We start from the raw sequence: 17,576 nt of genomic DNA, 5'->3' as shown, positions 1-17,576 counted from the left end.
TTGTATTTGAATTCAAAAATAGCTAAAACTAAGCTTTCTTGGATATTTAGTTGTAAAAGTTTTTATGTTGAAACTAGCCAGAAGCCAGAATATATTAATTTTTACTTATTAAAATGGAAACAGCATTACCTCCAAAACCAACAGCATTAACGAGTATATTGTCTAGCTTTTTCGGGGCTTTACTTGTTGATGAAAATGGAACCGGTATAAATTCATTATGCTGAAGCATTAAAATAGCCAACTCCATACTCAAGATCCCGGAGGCCCCAAAAGTATGACCTATCTTCCATTTATTAGAAGTTAATGCCGGAAGTTCGTTCCCGAAAATTGCTTTTATCGCATTTACTTCTGCTTCATCTCCTTTAATAGTTCCTGGCGCATGCATAACCACAGCATCAATGTCACTCATTGCTAAATCACCAATTGCCATTTTCATAGATTTCTGAAAACATGTTCCATTGGCAGAAATAGAAACCGAATGTTTCAATTCTTCTGTAGCATACCCAATTCCTGAGATCTTGGCGATGCTATTTTCAGAGTTTTTGGAAATACAAGCCACTCCTGCCGCTTCTCCCAACACCATAGAATTATGCTTTTTTTCCATGTTTAAAGCTTGGCAAGGATATTTTAGATCTTTTGTAGCGTAGATCTTCATCGCTTTCATCTGCGCAATTGTAAACGGGGTCAAAGCGGCCTCACTCCCTCCAACGACAAACTTATCAGCAAAACCAGACTGAAGCCAAACCACGCCATTTAAAACCGCATGTAAGCCGGTAGAACAGGTTACGCTGTGTGAAATGTCCGGGCCAGTAGTTCTAAGGTCTTGAGCCACCCATGAGGAAATATTCCCTAATGTTGTACTTGGGGAAGCCAAGACTCCAACTTTTCCTTTTTCTATAAATTCTTTGTGATGTTTTTCAAAAAGCTGAGTTGCACCTCGAGAGCTTCCAATATTTATCCCGATAGAATCAGCTTTTTCCCATCCAGCTTCTTTAAATGCTGCTCTGGCTGAAAAAATGGAATATAAGACTGAATTATCCAGACCTTTGAATCTGGATTCAGAATTTCTTAAATTCTCTACTTCTGCTTTTTGCTTTCTGGTTAAGCTCGCTGCGAATGCTTCACTGCCAGAAAAATCATGCTGTTCAATAAAATGCTGATTGGTCTTGTAGTTATTCCAAATTTCTTCCCTTGTAGTTCCTAGCGGAGATATGGAAGCGATGGAATTAATATAAACAGGATTTTTCAATTGGTATAATTTTCAGCAAAAATAAGGTCTTCAAAAGATTTATATATGTTTATTCTCTTAAACTTGACGGAAAAATTAAGCAGATATTACTTTACTTTTTCAGAATAATAAAGCTTCAATATAGAATCTAACTTTTTTTCTCCCCTCAGTATTTGCTTTACAGTTGTTTGGGTTGTTTGCGGTAACAAGCTTTCTAAAGCTTGTGGAATTTGATTCAGCCTTTTGAAAGAATTTGCCAATTTAACATCCCATTCCTTATGAAAATTCAAGAGATCATCTGGATATACGGTAGTTCTGGAAGTGCCTTCATCTTTAGCTTTAAATGCTTCGGTAACATTTAAATATCCGTAATCGTCCGTTAATTCTTCTCCGGGTTGTATATCCCGAATGGCAATTTCAAAATCGTAAGCCGTAGAAAGACAATTGGAATTAAAGCTATGATTCACATATTTTGCCGTATCCCAGCACAGCACATAGTTTCCTTTATTATTTCTAAAAGTGAATTTATCTATCATCTCTTGGGTAAACGGTAACATTTCAGCTACTTGTTCAGGAGTATAAACTTGATCTAATTCATCTTGAACCCACGTGATAGTGCCTTCAGGAATAAATTTAGTGGCTACAATTCCGTAACCAATCTCTTCACTAATAAATCGAACTTCTGTATCTGGATGTATCATATAACAATTATAACTAACCGAATTTAACTATTATTATCGCATGTAAATTTCAAAATTAGTTAAAATATCTCCAATGCCGAAAGGATGGAATCGTACACTTTTTGTAATTCTTCTTGCGAGATCACATAGGGCGCTAAGATATATATGGTATTGCCAAGTGGTCTCAAAAACACTCCATTCCCCATAAAATGCTGAAAGAGCTTATTTCTTAAGTTGCCATAGCGCTCCATTTCCACATTAAGTTCAAAAGCGAGAATAACCCCTAATTGCCGTGGATTTGTAACTTTTGGATGATCTTTTATCTCTTCTAAAAAACCAGAATGTGAATGGATCACTTTCTGTATGTTTTGCTGAATTTCTTCTGAATTCAATAATTCTATTCCTGCCAAGGCAGCAGTACATGCCAATGGATTTGCTGTATAAGTATGGCCATGGAACAAACCTTTTGCAATATCATTGTCATAAAAGGCATTAAAAATTTTCATGGAACATGAAGTAATAGCCATCGGGAGCAATCCCGCAGTAAGCGCTTTAGACATGCAAATGATATCTGGTTGCTCTTCCATATATTCTGAAGCGAAATTCTTTCCGGTTTTCCCAAAACCGGTCATTACCTCATCTGCAACGATTATAATCCCATTTTCTCTGCAAGTTCTTAAGATCGCATTCAATCCATCTGCATCATGCATTTTCATACCAGCGGCACCTTGCACAAGAGGCTCATATATAAATCCTGCAATTGCATTCTCTTTTATCAAATTCTCTAAACTTTGAAGAACTTTGGGGTTATTTTCACCATTGGGAGTAGGAATACGAACCACCTCCAAAAAATGATCTTCGAAAGCGCCGTTATAAACTGAAAGCCCAGAAACTGACATGGCGCCAAATGTGTCTCCATGAAAGCCTTCTTCAAAAGCTAACATTACTTTTCTCTCGTTCCCTAAATTGAAATGGTATTGCAAGGCCATTTTGATCCCAATTTCAGTAGAAGTAGAACCATTATCGCTAAAAAATAACTTTTCTTGATTTGAAGGCAAGATCTTGATTAGCTCTTCAGAAAGTTGGATTGCTGGTTCATGTGTAAATCCACTAAATACAACCTGATCTAGTTTCTGCATTTGTTCAGCAACTTTACTTGTAATATAAGGATTACAATGCCCGTACATAGAGGTATACCAACTGGAAATTCCGTCTATATATTCTTTCCCGCTCTCATCCCAAAGTTTCACTCCCTTCGCCTTCACGATTGCAAGAGTATCTGGTGAGGTTTTATGCTGAGTTAAAGGATGCCAAAGGTGTTTTTTGTCTCTTTCAGATAATGTCATTTCTTAATACTTAGGGATATATGTTTTTAAAGAGTCTTCAAATTTTCTTGAAAAATAGCAGCATATTCCTTGATTACATTTCGATCAAAATAAGGTTCATTTTCTATTCTTCCAATAAACTTAACACCTGTCATTTCCAAGATCACTTTTTCTGTGCTTTTATTTTCATCTCCGTTAAAAATAATTCCAGCAATGCTTAACCCTTTACTTTTTAAAAATTCAATGCTAAGAAGGGTATGATTGATACTTCCTAAATAATGCCTTGAAACAAGAATGATCTTATCTGTAGGCAGAATAAGATCTGCAATCGTTTCTTTTGAATTTATTGGAACTAATAAACCGCCAGCTCCTTCTATAACAATGTCTTTAGATGTTTTTGGACGCTTTATCTTTTTGGCAATTAGCTTAACCCCATCTATTTCTGCCGCTGCATGCGGACTCATAGCTGATTTTAATTTTATTCCTTCAGGATAGAAAAAACTTTCCTCATTAGAAATGAGTTTTTCCACCTTTATTGAATCACTATTTTCTAGATCTCCAGCCTGAATTGGCTTCCAGTAGTCTGCTTTTAAAGATTCCGTAATAATGGCCGATGCAATAGTTTTACCAACATCTGTTCCTATACCGGTTATAAAATAAGTGTTATTCATCTAAATTAAATTTTAGTTTACAGGTTTCACACCTGTATTCGTAGCGTGTATAAATTGGTAAGGCTATGGTTGAAAAGGAGAACAGAAAAAAGAACATAGATTTAAGTCCTCTAACATTGGTGAAAAGTTCCACTTTCTGGCTACCACAAACTGGACATTCAATTTCATGCCCATTATCATCTAAAGAATATTCACTTATGGTGTTTAATATCTCTAGCGCTTTAGCTTCATCTTCCTGCCAAACCTTTAGTTTTACTCCTCCAATCGCATTACTCACCAAAGGATCTGTGTCTACGGTAAACTGGTCATATAAAAAAACTTCGATTCCTTCTGCCTCTAATCTGGATTTGATTATTTGCGCTTCCGAAGAGTATTGAAATACCGCTATTTTGGAAAAGGTTTCTTTCATTTTATAAAAGTAGCCAATAGTTCAAGAAGATCCTTTATCTCTTCTTTTGAATTGTAACTATGCAAACAAAACCGAAGTCTTTCCTTACCCTGCGGGACTGTTGGACTTAAAATAGCTTTTACGTTGAAACCTTTATTCTGAATTTGATTTGCAATATTTTTAACCTCATCATTACCAGAAACTATACAAGCATGTATCGCAGAGGTGCTTTCTAAAAAATGCTGCTTAAGGTTCAGTCGGTTCACTTCAGATCTAAAAAACAGGATGTTCTCTTGAAGGATTTTTAATTCTGAATTAAATTCAACAGACTCAAATTTCTCTAATCCTTCATACGAAGCAATAATAGCAGCCAAAGAATGTGGGGAAAGTGCAGTGGTGTAAATAAAGCTTCTGGAGAAGTTCACTAAATACTGCTCAAGCAATTCACTACCTAAAATTACAGCGCCATGAACTCCAAGTGCTTTTCCAAAAGTTACAATTCTGGCAAATACCTTTTTCTCCAATCCTAAATCCTGAACTAGACCTTTTCCTTTTTCGCCAGAAACACCTACTGCATGAGCTTCATCTACTATCAAATGATAATCCCTTTCTTCCGCAAAATTCGCAAAAGCTTTGAGATCTGGACTATCCCCATTCATAGAAAACACTGATTCGGTGACTATATATATTTCAGAATTTGCTTCCGAAGTAATTATATTCAGCTTTTTTTTTAGATCTTCAAGATCATTATGATTGAATTTATAAGCTTTCGCATTGCTCATCCTAATTCCATCCCGAATAGAGGCATGTGCCAATTCATCGTAAAAAATGAAATCTCCTTTTTGAGGAATGGCTGAGAAAAACCCAATATTAGCATCGTAACCAGAATTAAATATCAAAGCAGCATCGGCTTTATGAAAATCTGCTATCTGCTTTTCGGCAATAGGATATAGTTTATGATTCCCAGAGAGTAATCTCGAGCCTGTGGCTCCATTTTGAAGGATATTATATTCCTCCAGAATTCTCTGAGTCTTAGAAAATAATTCAGCATTTCCTGCAAATCCCAAATAATCATTAGACGCAAAATCTATCAAATTATTGGAAGAACCCAATTCCCTAAAAGCATTTTGCTGCTTTCTGTTTTCAAGGCTTTTCTCTAATTTTAATGGGAATTTATGCATCGCGCTAAATTACAACATTCATAAATCTAAAAAATATGGAATTACTAGAATTTAGTATCCGTATTGGTTTAGTAAGATTGTCAGCTTTATTAGTTGTTGCAAGTGCTGATCTTCATCAAAAACGAACTTTAAAAAGCATTACTACATCTGCAACAAATTAGTGGAGGCAAAGGCTATTTCAGAAATTTATAAAGAATTGATAGTGATTATTATGACACCTATTCTTTCGGGATCTTAGAGCGAAAATTAATTCAGAAGAAAATAGGACTATAGATGAACAGAAAATAGATCTATTTAAGAGGTTTTTTTTTGATCAATTCCTTTTCCTTTTTTTTACGCTTCTTTAATTCCTCTACATCTTCACTTTTTAACTCCTGAGTGACTTTATCATATTTCCCTTCCAAATCATTCATAATAGAGTGTTTCCATAATTTTACACCAGAAAAATAACTGGCCCTCCCAATTAAATGCGCACTTATGGGAGCAGTAAGGAGAATAAAAAGAATAATTGCAAAAACTCTTGTAGTAATAGAAAAATCCTGAAAATGGATTGTAGCTGCTAAAAGCAATAGTCCAATACCCAAAGTAGCAGCTTTTGTAGTAACCGAAATCCTTAAATAAGCATCTGGCATTCTTATTAGACCAATGCTGGCAAACAGAATGAAGATAGCTCCGGATAATGAAAATATTGCAACAAAAATATCTGTCATTTTTTATTTCTTTTTTGAATATAATACGAAAAGGCAACTGTACCCAAAAATGCTATAAGCGCTAATATCATTGCGACATCTAAAAAAGATGGCCTATTTGTTAATATACTATACCCAGCAATAAACCCAATTCCTATTGTAATAATAAGATCTAAGGCAATGATCCTATCTACAATACTTGGCCCCTTTAAAAACCTCCAGAGAATAAGCAACATCGAAATTGATAGAATAGGAATTACGATGTAAAATATAAATTCATGTAATGTCATCTCAATATCTCTAGTATACGTTTTTCAAATCCGTTCTTGATACTATCTATAAATTCCTCTCTTGAAGTTATATACATAGAATGTACATATAAAACTTTACGATCGTCTGAAACATCCAAACTCAGGGTTCCAGGAGTAAGGGTTATCATATTTGCAAGAAGTGTGATCTCCACATTTGTTTTTGCTGAAAGCGGAATTTTCACAATCCCCGGACTCATGTTATAGTGAGGCGTCATTACCTCATAAGCCACTTGTAAATTAGCCTTAATAAGTTCGTATAAAAAGAAGAATATAAAAGCAATCACTTTTGGCAGAATCTTGAAATATTTCGCATTTCCAGAGCCTGTGGTGATCATCCTCAAGGTGAAGAAACTAAAAGCAAATCCAAATATATAATTGGCAAAGGTGAATTCTCCCGTAAGAGCTACCCAAATACCCATTAATATTATGTTGGATAAAAATCTATTCTTCATGATCTATTATTTGTTATTTTCCTAATACCGCTTCAATATATTGCTGATTATCCATCAGCTCGCCAGCAACTCTAGAAGATACTTGCTGGATATGCTCTGCTCCAAATCCAATATACAAAGATACCAATGATAAAAATATCATAGGCGCAATCATTTGAGCCTTTCTTATCGTTATTAATTTATCAAAATATCTAAAATTCAAGCGCACAGGTAATTCTTTCTTTTCTTTCCAAACAACACTTGCCCAAACCTTTGCAATTACAATAAGTGTAATTAAACTCGCAAAGATGATCGCTCCTACAACCCACCATCTTTCTGCTTGGAATCCAGCAATTATCAAAGAAATTTTTGGCCAGAACCCAGATAAAGGAGGAATCCCTACTAATGAGAATAATGGGATTGCAATCAATAAACTCAACTTAGGATAATCTGCATACAATCCTCCTAAATTTCTGATACTGTTAGTGCCTCGCATTCTAAATATCAATCCACTTACCATAAAAAGATTTGTCTTTACAATGATGTCATGGATTAGATAAAATATGGTTCCCGCAATGGCCACTTCAGTAAATAAGCCTAAACCTGCAATCATATATCCAATATGACAAATGATAAGATAGGAAAATACTTTCCTTAAATTATTCTTAACCAAAGCTCCAAGACCTCCACTAATCAGCGTGAGTACGGCCATAATTAGAATAATGTTTTCTATAAATTGATCTCCTACAAATATTAAGGTAAATACCCTAATTAGGGCATATACTCCAACCTTAGTTAACAAACCTCCAAATATCGCTGCAACGGCAGACGGTGGGGTATGGTAGGAATCTGGTAGCCAAAAGTAAAGGGGGAACACAGCTGCTTTAATCCCAAAGGCCACCAGAAATAATATCGCGGTGATAGACACTAATCCTCTATTTTCTATGGCAGCAACTTTTAAGGCAAGATCTGCCATATTTAGTGATCCTGTAAGACCATATAATACTGCAATTGCAGTAAGAAAGATCATGGAAGCTAAAATATTAAGTGTAAAATATTTTACTGATCCTTCCAATTGTGCTTTTTCGCCACCAAGGGTAATAAGAACAAAAGAGGAAATTATTATAATTTCAAACCAAACATATAAGTTGAAGATATCACCTGTTAAGAACGCTCCATTTAATCCTAGGAGCAGAAAGTGAAAGATAGGGAAATATCCAAATTTCAATCGAGCAGCAACTACCGAAGCCGAAGAAAAACTGGACACTGCCAGTCCCGAGATAGCAGTTAGCAATACCAATGTAGCCGAAAGTGTATCTGCTACAAATATAATCCCGAATGGTGGTTTCCAATTCCCTGCCAGAACGATTTGTGTCCCATTCTCCCAGATATAACTGAATAACCAAATAGAAACCCCAACATTAATGATGCTACCAACAATGCTGATTACACGTTGCCAAGAAATTTTTCTCCAGCAAAACATCAAAACGATGCTTAAAAACATTTGAAGCAATAGTGGGTATAATACTAACTGTTGTGTCATGAATCTTTATCTATTGCGTTCATTTCATCTAAATCGTCTGTTTTCACCACTTTATAAGCTCTTTTAACCAGAATTATTGCAAAAGACTGCAATCCAAAACTAATTACAATTGCAGTTAAGATAAGAGCTTGTGGAACAGGATCTGCATATACAGACTGAAATACATCTGAATCTGCAGGAATAATTGGAGGACTTCCTTTTACAACTCTTCCGAGTAAAAATATGAGCAAATTTGCACCATTTCCCAAAATAATTATTCCAAGTATCAGCTTAACAAGACTTCTACGTAGAATCATGTAGATCCCCGCTGCGTATAATACTCCAATTAATATTGCTAAAATTACTTCCATGAATTAAGCAGATTCTGTGATTGTAAATATGATGGTTAAAGTAACTCCTACTACCACTAAATAAACTCCAAGATCAAAAAACAATGCAGAGCCTAAAGAACCTATTACTGGTAATTGACCTGGATACCATATCCCTGTCATAAATGGTAGATCGAAAAACAGCACTGGGGTTACACCAGCTAGAAATGCCAATGCTAAACCTATTGGCATTAAAAATCCTGGGTGTATTTTAAGCAATTCTTTGGTGTTATCTAAGCCTCTGGCAAAGGCATGTAATACAAACGCAATAGAGGCTATCAAACCGCCTACAAATCCTCCTCCTGGAGAATAATGACCCCTTAGCAATATAAATATTGAAAACATAAGCAAAAGCGGCAAAAGGTAAGTAGATGCTGTTCTTAAAATTATTGTTTTCATCTTTAATATTTTTTATCTATTTCATAACCCATTATCGCTGATCGGATTTTTTCAATCTCAACTTTAGCAATGCAAAAACTCCAATCGCTGCAATTGCTAGTACAGAAATTTCAAGCATAGTGTCCGCTCCTCTAAAATCCACTAAAATAACATTCACTACATTTTTTCCGTGTGCTAGGATATATGCATTTGCGGCATAATAGTCACTCACTTCCTTATTTACCGGTTCTGCTAAAACTTCTAGAATTAGCAGGGTTATAATGGTTCCAAAAGCAAGTGAAAGTACGCCATCCCGAATCCTCATCTTATAGTCTGATAATTTGAGATATTTTGGTAATTTATAGAGCACCAATACAAAAAGAATCACCGTAAGCGTATCTATAGAAAACTGGGTCATTGCTAGATCTGGAGCGCTGTAAATTACGAATAAGATACAAATGGCATAACCTATAATACCCATTGATGCAACAGCAGCCAGTCTTGATCTTGTAAATACTGTATATCCAATGGCGACAAGCATTACAAGTGAAGTTGCCGCTTCATAAAAAGTAATAGGAGAAAAGGAATTGAAATCTACAGCGTAGTTGGCAGTAGTAAATAAAGAATAGCCTGTTAATGCAATAGTAAATACCATTATAGTAGCGACATAATTTCTTAAATATCCATTCTGAAACAAATTTGTCCAGCCATTGGAAAACTTAAAGAAAAAAGCCCACGAGTTCGTTACGATGGTTTGAGGGGAAAACTTTTCGAATTTAGCTATCCATGCTTCCAGTTTTTTTGTTGGCTTCAACGTAAAATATAAAACTGTCCCTAAGGCTATAGTGATTACACTCAGCAATAAAATAACATTAAAACCGTGAAATAATTTTAAATGAATATCCTTTCCGTCCAATCCCATAGAACTAACCATCGGTTTTACCAAGGAACCTTCTATTAGTCCAGGAAAAATTCCAAACACTAAACAACCAACAGCCAAGATCACTGGGGGAAGCCACATTAGAAAACTAGGCATTTTGGTATTTTCAAATCTTTCTGGAAGAGCTCCTGTAAATGGTTTTATACCAGCAACAAACCCAGCATAAAGTAATAATATTTTGGTGATCACAATTAAGCCGGTCAAAAGAATGGCCATATTTCCAAAATGAAAAGTAGATTCGTAAGTGAGCTCTTTTCCTATAAATCCAATTGTTGGAGGTATTCCTGCACTAGAAAGTGCAGCTAAAAATCCAGCGATAGCGACCGGGAATAAAACTTTTCTTAGTCCGCGTAAAACAGTTGTATCTCTTGTCCCGGTTTGGTGATCTATGATACCTGTAATTAGGAAAAGTGTAGCCTTATATAAAGCGTGTACAATAATAAATACCGCTGCCGCAGTAAGCGCATCTACAGTACCTTGACCAATTAAAAAGACCAAAATTCCTAATGCCGAAATGGTTGAATATGCTAGTACCCCTTTAAGATCTGTTCTGAAAAGCGTGTGAATAGCCGAATAAACCATAGTGATAGCTCCAACAATAATTAAGGTGGTATTCCAAAATTCATGATCTCCTAATACTGGAGTTAATCTCATTAGAAGATAGATCCCTGCTTTTACCATTGTTGCAGAGTGCAAATATGTAGATACAGGAGTTGGTGCTTTCATTGCTCCCGGTAACCAGAAATGGAAAGGGAATTGCGCCGATTTTGTAAAGGCAGCTCCAAAAATGAGTGCCACTATTAATATATAATACGGATTAGAAGCTATCTCAGGATTCATTGTTAGCATTTCTGCAATGCTATAAGTTCCTGTAATAGATCCTAAAAATATCGATCCAACTAATAAAGAAAGACCTCCAATTCCAGTAATTGCTAAGGCTATTAAAGCAGATTTTCTTGATTCCCTACTCGTATTATTAAATCCAATTAGGAAAAATGACGAGATACTAGTTAGTTCCCAAAAAACAAAAAGTGAGATAAGATTATCGGATAGCACAAGACCGAGCATCGCGGCCATAAACATACTTAGATATCCGTAAAACCTATCCAGATATTTGTGACCCTTTAAATATGCAGAAGTATATACAAAAACCAGAAATCCGATTCCGGTGATCATTAAGGAAAACAGAAGGGACAGTCCGTCTAAGGTAAAACCAAGATTTACACCAAAAGCTGGAATCCAGGAGTGAAATTGAGTAATTACTTCTCCATCAGAAATTCGCCCAATAAATTGAGCAAAGTATACAAATAGTGCCAATGGAATCCCTGCAGCCAGAATGGAAATTCTTCCTTTAAAAAATTTCCCGGTAAATACCAGGAATATAGAAAAGGCAAAACCTAAAAGTATGGCTAATAGCATAGGTGACTAAAAATTCAATTTCACGCAAATATAATAGATATTATCGAGGAATGGGAACACTAGCCCCATATAAAATTAAGATCATTTAACAAATTTCATTCTGCTTTTTAGCATGTAAAATTATCTAAAACATAAAATTAATTATTGTTAATCAATAATTTTATGCTAGGTTTGTTATCGTAAAACGATAATTTATGAAACTACCTATTTTATTGAAAACCATTCTAGACATTTGCCTTTATTTCTTAGTAATTGGTTTAACTGTATCAGTTTTCTTTTTTGTTATTCAATTAGTAACTGGTGAAAACTTTTCTCCTTTAAATATAAATGGAACAAAGATTATAACTTTCGATACTCCTTCATCTATTTTAATTTCCGTTCAAATGATTATTGCTGGATTATTTATATATACCATTTATATTTTAAGAAAATTAGTACGAAATTTTTTTAAGGGAAGATTGTTTACTCATTTTCAAATTGCATCACTTAAAAATATTGGCCAGCTTATAATTCTTATTACAATATTGCAAGGGATAGTAAATTTTATTACCCCAATAATTATTGAGGGAGAAGGAAGGATAGGAATAAAAATAAATTTTTCCTTTGGCTCTTTCTGGTTTATACTTGCCATTGGCTTATTCTTTATTTTTTTGAGCAAGGCTTTTGAAAATGCGAAAAAATTAAAAGACGAAAACGAATTAACTGTTTAAACTGAAGAAAATGAAATCGATCAATACACCTCTCCAACCATTAAAATTCTTTCTGAATTTTATATTTATAATTGTAATAATATCTGTTGGATTAAATATTACAGGAATTCTTTTTGTACCCTTTTTTCCTGAATCAAAATTCTTAGCAGAATTATTAGGAGTTCCTTTTTTTGAGTGGAAATTCGCTATAGTCGCGTTAATTATTTCATCAATAATTTTACATCTTGGATTTATCTATAGTCTATATGTATTCAAAAAATTAGTAGTTTCACTATTTGACTCTCCGCTGTTCAGTCATTTTCAAATTTTGAGCCTCAAACTTTTAGGACAATTGATTATCCTACTAATAATTCTAAAATCAATTTTTAATGTGTTTTCAAACGTGGTTTTTGAGAAAAGTGAATCAACTGGAATTCATCTATTTTCTTTCGACTCGAAGTTGATGGCTCTTTGTACGGGTTTATTTTTTATTTATCTCAGTTATATTTTCAAAAAAGCAAAAGACCTAAGAGACGAAAACGAATTAACAGTATAAAATTATGCCCATAATAATAAACCTAGATACTGTTCTTGAAAGAAGAGGCATGAAAAGCTATGAACTGGCTGAAGCCATAAACATTACCACCGCCAATCTATCTATACTCAAAACAGGTAAAGCCAAAGCAGTACGGTTCTCCACTTTAGAAGCCATTTGCAAAGTTCTGGAATGTCAACCTGGAGATATTCTGGAATATATCGATGAAGATTAATTAAAGACATTAGCTTATTCCTTATTTTAGAGCCTAAAACCAAATATTACTATGCGTAAATTTTTATTTCTACTACTTATTTCGGCTGTCTCATTCGCCCAAACCAATACTTACGAGATCTCTTTCGATAATGCAGTTCATCATGAAGCCAACATAAAAGCAACTTTTCCTAATGTTAAATCACATGAACTTGTTGTTTCCATGAGTAGATCTTCCCCTGGAAGATATGCAATTCATGAATTTGCTAAAAATGTATATGGATTCAAGGCTACAGATAGTAAAGGAAACAAATTGGAAGTGACAAGAAAGGATCCATATTCCTGGAATATAACTGGCCATGATGGAACCGTGAATGTAGAATATACTTTATTTGGAAATCGGGCAGACGGCACCTATTCTCAAATAGACAACACACATGCTCATTTAAATATGCCTGCAACTTTTATGTATGCAGAAGAACTTCAGCATAGACCTTTAGAAATAACCTTCAATTCTCCAGAAGGTTCTAACTGGAAAGTTGCTACCCAACTTAAGCCAGTCGAAGGAAATACGTATATGGCAACAGACATGTACTATTTCATGGATAGCCCAACCGAGTTGAGCGACTTCAGCTTAAGAGAATTCAAGTTGGACGGAAAGAATATTCGATTTGTATTACATCACAATGGTACTGATGCGGAATTGGATGAGTATTTCGATCAAGTAAAGCGAATAGTAGAGCAAGAAAAACAAGTTTTTGGAGAATTACCAGACTTTGATTACAACGAATACACATTTATCGCTTGTTATCTGCCAAATGCATCAGGAGATGGAATGGAGCATAGAAACAGTACTATTTTAACTGATACCGAAGGTTTAGCAGATGGAGGAATGAAAGGGAATATAGGCACTGTTTCCCATGAATTTTTTCATTCATGGAATGTTGAGCGAATTAGACCTTACGATCTGGAAGCATTCGATTTTTCTGAAGCTAACATGTCTGGATCTTTATGGTTTGCTGAAGGTTTCACTAGTTACTACACCAATCTAATTCTTCATAGAGCCAATATTTTGACTGCCGAAGAATACATCAAGAGCTTAAATGGCACTTTCAACTACGTTTGGAATTCCCCAGCCAGAGCTTATTTTAATCCTATAGAAATGAGTTACCAGGCTCCATTTGTAGATGCTGCCACCTCTGTAGATCCTGTAAATAGAGAAAACACGTTTATTTCCTATTATTCCTACGGAAGTGTACTTGGATTAGCACTCGACCTTAGCCTTAGAAGCAAAGGCTTGAATCTAGATGATTATATGAAACAAGTTTGGAAGAAGTATGGTAAAACAGAGGTTTCTTATACTATTGAGGATCTTCATAAAAGCCTTGCTAAATATGCAGGAGCTGCAGTTGCAGATGAATTCTTTGGAAATTATATCTATAAAAGCGAAATGCCTAAGTATGCTGAGCTATTTAAAACAGTGGGTTTAAAGCTGACTCAAGATGTTGATAAAGGATATTTTGGAGCGTCACTGAAAGCTAATGACAGTTTAGTACAAATAACCAGCAATCCTAAAATTGATAGCCCGGCTTATAATGCGAAATTAAATAGCGGAGATCAAATAACTACTGTGAATGGAAACCCTATTTCCTCTATGGAAGATTGGGAGAAGATCATAAAAGAAAGCAAACCCGAAACTGTACTGAATTTGATTTATATGAGAGATAAGAAGGAAGCTAAAACCAAGGTTACACTTTCTAAAGATCCAACTTATAGCATCAATATAGATGAGAATGCCGATAAAAAAGCGGTTACTGCCAGACAGAATTGGTTGGCAGGGAAGTAAAAAGCCTGACTCAGGCTTATGAGAAAATTGTTATCAAAAGGAAGACTTTTCGATAGATTAAAGATATCCATACTAATTGTCATTCCGACGAAGGAGGAATCTCTTGTAAATACAAATTCTGATTCATTGAGATCCTTCGACAGGCTCAGGATGACATTCTTTTTATTTGTCATTTCGACGAAGGAGGAATCTCTTGTAAATACAAATTCTGCTTCATTGAGGTCCTTCGACAGGCTCAGGATGACATTCTTTTTATTTGTCATTCCGACGAAGGAGGAATCTCTTGTAAATACAAATTCTGATTCATTGAGATCCTTTGACAGGCTCAGGATGACAACATTTTGTCACATTGAGCATGTCGAAATGTGAGCTTTATATGCAACAAAAAAGCCTGTTGAAGTTCAACAGGCTTTCTAATATCATTATATAGCTAATTAATCAGCTAATACGATCGCTTTATTATCTTTCATTTCAAGCACCCCACCTTTAATTGGGTAGAAAAGTACATTGTTAGCTTCTTTTCTGAAAGCTGAAGGCAAACTTTTTAGCATTTCAGGACTGGCCGAAACTAGATCGATCTTTACTTCTCCTTCTACTAGAAGTGAAACAATTGCAGCATGATGATTTAACATCTGAAATTCCCCATCCATTCCGGGAACTATTACCGAGACTACTTCTGCACCAAATACAACTGCTTCCGGAGTAACTATTTCTAAATACATATTTTTTAGTATTGAGTAGTTAGTATTAAGTAATTAGAAAAATGATCTCTCAATTCTAATATCTCAAACCTAAATACTAGTTTATGATTCGGCCAACATTTTATCTCCTGCCTCAATAGCTTCTTCAATAGAACCTTTAAGGTTAAAAGCAGCTTCTGGGTATTTATCTAATTCTCCATCCATGATCATGTTAAATCCTTTGATGGTTTCTTTAATATCTACCAATACTCCTTTTAATCCTGTAAACTGTTCTGCAACGTGGAATGGCTGAGATAAGAAACGTTGTACACGTCTTGCTCTATATACCGCTTGCTTATCTTCTTCAGAAAGTTCTTCCATTCCAAGAATAGCAATGATATCCTGTAATTCTTTATAACGTTGTAACAACTCTTTTACTCGTTGTGCACATCTATAGTGCTCTTCCCCTAATATTTCAGCAGTAAGAATTCTTGAAGTAGAATCCAAAGGGTCTACCGCAGGATAAATACCAAGCTCTGCAATTTTACGAGAAAGTACAGTTGTAGCATCCAAGTGAGCAAATGTTGTTGCTGGTGCTGGATCTGTTAAATCATCTGCAGGTACGTAAACCGCTTGTACAGATGTTATAGATCCGTTTTTTGTTGAAGTAATACGCTCTTGCATCGCACCCATCTCTGTTGCCAATGTAGGTTGGTATCCTACCGCAGATGGCATACGTCCAAGAAGTGCAGATACTTCAGATCCCGCTTGTGTAAAACGGAAGATGTTATCTACGAAGAAAAGTACATCTTTCCCTTGTCCTTCTCCTGCTCCATCACGGAAATATTCAGCAATGGTAAGTCCAGAAAGTGCAACACGTGCACGTGCTCCTGGTGGCTCATTCATTTGTCCGAATACGAAAGTTGCTTTAGATTCTTTCAAAGCAGCTTTATCTACTTTAGATAGATCCCATCCACCTTCTTCCATAGAGTGCATGAATTCGTCTCCGTATTTAATAATACCAGACTCCAACATCTCTCTTAAAAGGTCATTTCCTTCACGAGTTCTTTCTCCAACTCCAGCAAATACTGAAAGTCCACCATGACCTTTTGCAATATTGTTAATTAATTCTTGAATTAATACGGTTTTACCTACTCCGGCTCCACCAAATAAACCAATCTTTCCACCTTTTGCATAAGGCTCGATTAGATCTATTACTTTAATTCCTGTATATAATACTTCTGTAGAAACAGATAAATCTTCAAATTTTGGAGAATCACGGTGAATTGGCAAACCAGCATCACCTGCTTTTGGCAAAACATCCAATCCATCAATAGGATCCCCGATCACGTTGAATAAACGCCCATAAACTTCTTTTCCTATTGGCATTTGAATTGGAGCTCCAGTTGCTACTACTTCTACTCCACGGCTCAATCCATCGGTTGACTCCATGGCAATGGTTTTTACGGTATTTTCCCCTATATGGGACTGTACTTCCAACACCAAAAGAGAACCATCTTTTCTGGTAATTTCTAAGGAATCGTAAATATTTGGCAAATCAGCGTTATCTGCGTTGAAAACTACATCAACTACAGGGCCTATAATTTGTGCAACTTTACCTGTGATTTTAGACATTATCTAATTCTTTATGTTTAATATTGAAATCTTTGAGATATGTTGGATAAAAATGAATTTATCTTAACCTATTTTCAGGCTGCAAATATAGTTTTTTCTTTATAAAATCATATAGGCTAAAGCACAACTTTTTTTGAAGATTCTAATTTTCATGTAATTGGAAGCCTATAACAATAATAAAACCAGCTACAGACATATAATTAGCTAAACATCAGATGCGTTTTAAGTAAAAAAAGCTCTTTAGAATATTGTTCTAAAAAGCTTTTTTTGATAATGAAGAATTCAATAATTAAAATAAAGGATCATGACTAATTGTTGTGTTTATGCAAAAATTGTGGTTAATCTGTAGAGGAAGAATTCTACATTTTTTACTCCTCTGAACTGTGCTCTAAAGGCTTTTATTTTTGCGTTGAATGATTCTGCTGA

Annotated in this window: 20 protein-coding genes; 5 read left to right on the top strand and 15 right to left on the bottom strand. The window is 35.1% G+C overall.

Annotation, left to right across the window (positions count from 1 at the left end):
* Positions 1–94 precede the first annotated feature (94 nt).
* From ES724_RS09240 to ES724_RS09215, 6 genes are all read right to left on the bottom strand, one after another.
* On the bottom strand, positions 95–1,249 hold the full coding sequence (locus ES724_RS09240; protein ID WP_146932347.1) for a beta-ketoacyl synthase N-terminal-like domain-containing protein: 1,155 nt from the start codon (positions 1,247–1,249) through the stop codon (positions 95–97).
* 86 nt (positions 1,250–1,335) lie between these two features.
* A complete protein-coding gene (locus ES724_RS09235; protein WP_146932345.1) occupies positions 1,336–1,929 on the bottom strand; it encodes an SET domain-containing protein in 594 nt (197 codons plus the stop codon).
* Between the two features lie 59 nt (positions 1,930–1,988).
* A complete protein-coding gene (gene bioA / locus ES724_RS09230) occupies positions 1,989–3,254 on the bottom strand; it encodes an adenosylmethionine--8-amino-7-oxononanoate transaminase (RefSeq protein ID WP_146932344.1) in 1,266 nt (421 codons plus the stop codon).
* A gap of 26 nt (positions 3,255–3,280) precedes the next feature.
* Positions 3,281–3,904, bottom strand: coding sequence for a dethiobiotin synthase (bioD, locus tag ES724_RS09225; RefSeq protein ID WP_146932342.1), 624 nt, complete (start codon positions 3,902–3,904; stop codon positions 3,281–3,283).
* Positions 3,897–4,313, bottom strand: coding sequence for a putative signal transducing protein (locus ES724_RS09220; protein WP_146932340.1), 417 nt, complete (start codon positions 4,311–4,313; stop codon positions 3,897–3,899). The genes bioD and ES724_RS09220 overlap by 8 nt, the downstream gene beginning before the upstream one ends.
* Complete coding sequence (locus ES724_RS09215) at positions 4,310–5,473, bottom strand: aminotransferase class I/II-fold pyridoxal phosphate-dependent enzyme (RefSeq protein ID WP_146932338.1); 1,164 nt, start codon at positions 5,471–5,473, stop codon at positions 4,310–4,312. Before ES724_RS09215 ends, ES724_RS09220 begins: the two co-directional genes overlap by 4 nt.
* A 35-nt stretch (positions 5,474–5,508) precedes the next feature.
* Between ES724_RS09215 and ES724_RS16905 the strand changes: the two genes are divergently transcribed.
* A complete protein-coding gene (locus tag ES724_RS16905; protein ID WP_262712805.1) occupies positions 5,509–5,634 on the top strand; it encodes a hypothetical protein in 126 nt (41 codons plus the stop codon).
* 129 nt (positions 5,635–5,763) lie between these two features.
* On the opposite strand, the gene mnhG is transcribed toward ES724_RS16905, so the two are convergent.
* The 7 genes from mnhG to ES724_RS09180 are packed head-to-tail and all read right to left on the bottom strand — an operon-like array spanning position 5,764 to position 11,552.
* Complete coding sequence (gene mnhG, locus ES724_RS09210) at positions 5,764–6,183, bottom strand: monovalent cation/H(+) antiporter subunit G (protein ID WP_146932336.1); 420 nt, start codon at positions 6,181–6,183, stop codon at positions 5,764–5,766.
* The gene (locus tag ES724_RS09205; protein WP_026836667.1) at positions 6,180–6,452 is read right to left on the bottom strand and encodes a cation:proton antiporter; all 273 of its coding nucleotides are present in this window, start codon (positions 6,450–6,452) and stop codon (positions 6,180–6,182) included. The genes mnhG and ES724_RS09205 overlap by 4 nt, the downstream gene beginning before the upstream one ends.
* Positions 6,449–6,925 carry a Na+/H+ antiporter subunit E gene (locus tag ES724_RS09200; protein WP_146932334.1) on the bottom strand — a complete coding sequence of 159 codons (477 nt, stop codon included), beginning with the start codon at positions 6,923–6,925 and terminating at the stop codon, positions 6,449–6,451. The genes ES724_RS09205 and ES724_RS09200 overlap by 4 nt, the downstream gene beginning before the upstream one ends.
* A 13-nt stretch (positions 6,926–6,938) precedes the next feature.
* Entirely contained in the window at positions 6,939–8,447 is a 1,509-nt protein-coding gene (locus tag ES724_RS09195; protein ID WP_146932332.1) for a proton-conducting transporter transmembrane domain-containing protein, read from the bottom strand.
* Positions 8,444–8,797, bottom strand: coding sequence for a Na+/H+ antiporter subunit C (locus ES724_RS09190; RefSeq protein ID WP_146932330.1), 354 nt, complete (start codon positions 8,795–8,797; stop codon positions 8,444–8,446). The genes ES724_RS09195 and ES724_RS09190 overlap by 4 nt, the downstream gene beginning before the upstream one ends.
* Before the next feature lie 3 nt (positions 8,798–8,800).
* Complete coding sequence (locus ES724_RS09185; protein ID WP_146932328.1) at positions 8,801–9,214, bottom strand: Na+/H+ antiporter subunit B; 414 nt, start codon at positions 9,212–9,214, stop codon at positions 8,801–8,803.
* A gap of 31 nt (positions 9,215–9,245) precedes the next feature.
* On the bottom strand, positions 9,246–11,552 hold the full coding sequence (locus tag ES724_RS09180) for a putative monovalent cation/H+ antiporter subunit A (protein ID WP_146932326.1): 2,307 nt from the start codon (positions 11,550–11,552) through the stop codon (positions 9,246–9,248).
* Between the two features lie 194 nt (positions 11,553–11,746).
* Here ES724_RS09180 and ES724_RS09175 point away from each other — a divergent pair, with 194 nt between their 5' ends.
* The 4 genes from ES724_RS09175 to ES724_RS09160 are packed head-to-tail and all read left to right on the top strand — an operon-like array spanning position 11,747 to position 14,835.
* A complete protein-coding gene (locus tag ES724_RS09175; protein WP_146932324.1) occupies positions 11,747–12,262 on the top strand; it encodes a DUF2975 domain-containing protein in 516 nt (171 codons plus the stop codon).
* A gap of 10 nt (positions 12,263–12,272) precedes the next feature.
* Positions 12,273–12,797, top strand: coding sequence for a DUF2975 domain-containing protein (locus ES724_RS17025; RefSeq protein ID WP_146932322.1), 525 nt, complete (start codon positions 12,273–12,275; stop codon positions 12,795–12,797).
* Between the two features lie 4 nt (positions 12,798–12,801).
* Positions 12,802–13,011, top strand: a complete 210-nt coding sequence (locus ES724_RS09165) for a helix-turn-helix domain-containing protein (RefSeq protein ID WP_146932320.1) — start codon at positions 12,802–12,804, stop codon at positions 13,009–13,011.
* 51 nt (positions 13,012–13,062) lie between these two features.
* Positions 13,063–14,835 (top strand): M61 family metallopeptidase, encoded by a 1,773-nt coding sequence (locus ES724_RS09160; protein WP_146932318.1) that lies wholly within the window; start codon positions 13,063–13,065, stop codon positions 14,833–14,835.
* A gap of 434 nt (positions 14,836–15,269) precedes the next feature.
* Here the strand turns inward: ES724_RS09160 and ES724_RS09155 are convergent, their stop codons facing one another.
* Both ES724_RS09155 and atpD read right to left on the bottom strand, forming a co-directional pair.
* On the bottom strand, positions 15,270–15,557 hold the full coding sequence (locus tag ES724_RS09155) for a FoF1 ATP synthase subunit delta/epsilon (protein WP_146932316.1): 288 nt from the start codon (positions 15,555–15,557) through the stop codon (positions 15,270–15,272).
* 81 nt (positions 15,558–15,638) lie between these two features.
* Positions 15,639–17,150: a F0F1 ATP synthase subunit beta gene (gene atpD / locus ES724_RS09150; RefSeq protein ID WP_026836679.1), complete on the bottom strand. Its 1,512-nt coding sequence runs from the start codon at positions 17,148–17,150 to the stop codon at positions 15,639–15,641.
* Positions 17,151–17,576 lie beyond the last annotated feature (426 nt).

Source organism: Gillisia hiemivivida (assembly GCF_007997295.1).
GTDB lineage: Bacteria > Bacteroidota > Bacteroidia > Flavobacteriales > Flavobacteriaceae > Gillisia > Gillisia hiemivivida.
Note: the sequence above shows the minus strand (reverse complement) of the source record. Positions and strands in the feature narration are given on the sequence as shown.